The following is a 2,333-nucleotide window of genomic DNA, read 5'->3' as shown; positions in this document are numbered from 1 at the left end:
GGGGGTGTAGCTCGAGACGTTGGTCACCGAGGCCGACGCACGGGTGGTGGGCATCCCGCCCGATGCCACGTCCGCGAAGCCGATCACACCGACGAGGCCGATCGCGAGGCACGCGACGCGCACCGGGGTCAGTTCGGAACGCGCCTGCCACAGCAGGACAGCGATCAGCGCAGGAACGACGAGCCATCCGCCGCGCGCACCCGACAGGATGCTCGCCGTCAGCCCGAGCCCCGCTGCACACAACGACGCCGACACGGCGACTCGGCGCGGGAGAGCGGTGACGCGGTGGAGCGACAGCGAGACCGCGCCCATCACGAGTGCGAGGTTGCCGAAGGTGATCGCGTTGCCGACGATCCCTTCCGCACGCGGGTTGCCGAGCAGGACGACCTGCACGATCGCGATGAACCCCGCTCCGCTCGCCCCGATCGTGGCGCCGAGCCAGAGTGCGGCGCTGGTGTACGACCGACGTCGTGAATACCAGAAGAGCACGGCGATGGCGGGCAGCAGCGTGAACCAGATGAGCAGCTGGATGCCATGACTGGTGAGCGGTTTGCCGACCATCGACACGAGGACCGCTCCGACGAACACGGCGCTGACGGCGATCCACTGTCGGAGCGCGGCGCGCTCGGGGGCGTTCGGGAGCGGACCGCTCAACGGGCGACTGGCCATCGCCGCGGCCAGAACGATGAGCCACAGTGCCGATGGCAGCACGAGGATCGTGCCGAGAACGATGACGATGCCGACGGTCACACGACCGTCGGCAGCACTACGGAGTCGGCTCCACGGAGCCTCGACCGACTTCTTCATGTTTGACCAGCCTGTTCACGTCTGATGCCCGCAGCCGATCCATCGTCAAGTTTCCCCCTGCGATGATTCGATCAACTGAGCCAACGTAGATCGGATCGGCCTCGACGCGGTGTCGGTTTTGCCGTGTCCTTGGGCACGCCGCTGCGCGAGCAAGGTGGCCGGGAGGCGAACTCTGGTTGGCACTCTCATGATCCGGTTGCCAATCGCAGGGCGGAGGTTTATGATTGGCAGTCGGATTCGAGGAGTGCCAAAGCGGCTGCCTCGGAACTGTGCCGGCGCTCAGTCAGCGCCGGAGCGAGCAACATCCGCAACACCATGACTGCCAATGGAGGCACGAAACATGAACCTGAAGCCACTCGATGACCGCATCGTGGTCCGTCCCGCCGAGCCGGAGACGCAGACCGCTTCCGGTCTCGTCATCCCCGACACCGCCAAGGAAAAGCCCCAGCAGGGTGAAGTCCTCGCCGTCGGACCGGGCAAGCGCTCGGACAGCACTGGCGAGTTGATCGAGGTCGGAATCAGCGTCGGCGACACCGTCCTGTACTCGAAGTACGGCGGCACCGAAGTCAGCTCGGGCGGCGAGGACCTGCTCGTGCTCAACAGCCGTGACGTGCTCGCGATCGTCGGCTGACCGACGCCCGCTGATCAACCCATTCGCAGAACCAAACATTCGTAAAGAGGTAGAAACCACATGGCAAAGATTCTGAAGTTCGACGACGAGGCCCGCCGGGCGCTCGAAGCCGGCGTCAACAAGCTCGCTGACGCAGTCAAGGTCACGATCGGTCCGAAGGGCCGCAACGTGGTGCTCGACAAGAAGTTCGGCGCACCGACGATCACCAACGACGGTGTGTCGATCGCCAAGGAGATCGAGCTCGACGACGTCTTCGAGAACATGGGCGCCCAGCTCGTGAAGGAAGTCGCCACCAAGACCGACGACATCGCCGGTGACGGCACCACGACCGCCACGGTCCTCGCTCAGGCGATGGTCCACGCCGGCATGCGCAACGTCGCAGCAGGCGCCAACCCGATGGCGATCAAGAAGGGCATCGAGGCAGCGGTTGCTGCTGCGGTCGCCTCGATCCAGGCTCAGGCCACCGACGTCGACGACAAGAAGGACATCGCTTCGGTCGCCACCATCTCCGCCGCTGACGAGTCGGTCGGCGAAGTCATCGCTGACGCCATCGACAAGGTCGGCAAGGACGGCGTCGTGACCGTCGAGGAGTCGAACACGTTCGGCACTGAGCTCGACTTCACGGAGGGCATGCAGTTCGACAAGGGCTACCTGTCCCCGTACTTCGTGACCGATACCGAGCGCCAGGAAGTCGTCCTCGAGGACGCCTACATCCTCCTGCACAGCGCGAAGATCTCGACCGTCCAGACGATGCTCCCGACGCTCGAAGCCGTCATGCAGACCGGCAAGCCGCTCGTGATCATCGCCGAGGACATCGACGGCGAAGCACTCGCCACCCTCGTGGTGAACAAGATCCGTGGCACGTTCAACGCCGCGGCCGTCAAGGCCCCCGGCT

2 protein-coding genes and 1 pseudogene are annotated in these 2,333 nt (G+C 65.2%); 2 read left to right on the top strand and 1 reads right to left on the bottom strand.

The window, feature by feature from the left end:
- A pseudogene (locus tag WBV89_RS06120) lies at positions 1-807 on the bottom strand (hypothetical protein); the annotation flags it as partial.
- A 340-nt stretch (positions 808-1,147) separates the two neighbouring features.
- On the opposite strand from WBV89_RS06120, the gene groES reads away from it, so the two are divergent.
- Together groES and groEL are read left to right on the top strand one after the other, a co-directional pair.
- Complete coding sequence (gene groES, locus WBV89_RS06115; RefSeq protein ID WP_423980451.1) at positions 1,148-1,438, top strand: co-chaperone GroES; 291 nt, start codon at positions 1,148-1,150, stop codon at positions 1,436-1,438.
- Positions 1,439-1,498: 60 nt separating this feature from the next.
- A partial coding sequence (groEL, locus tag WBV89_RS06110) for a chaperonin GroEL (RefSeq protein ID WP_423980450.1) occupies positions 1,499-2,333 on the top strand: 835 nt, incomplete at its 3' end.

The sequence above is a fragment of the Ilumatobacter sp. genome (genome assembly GCF_049588435.1).
Lineage (GTDB): Bacteria > Actinomycetota > Acidimicrobiia > Acidimicrobiales > Ilumatobacteraceae > Ilumatobacter_A.
The sequence above is the reverse complement of the archived record's forward strand: the minus strand, read 5'-3'. Positions and strand labels throughout refer to the sequence as shown.

What these genes read in the sequence shown, in the direction of transcription:
- groES (WP_423980451.1), top strand. Translation starts at nt 1,148, where the DNA reads ATGAACCTGAAGCCACTCGATGACCGCATCGTGGTCCGTCCCGCCGAG.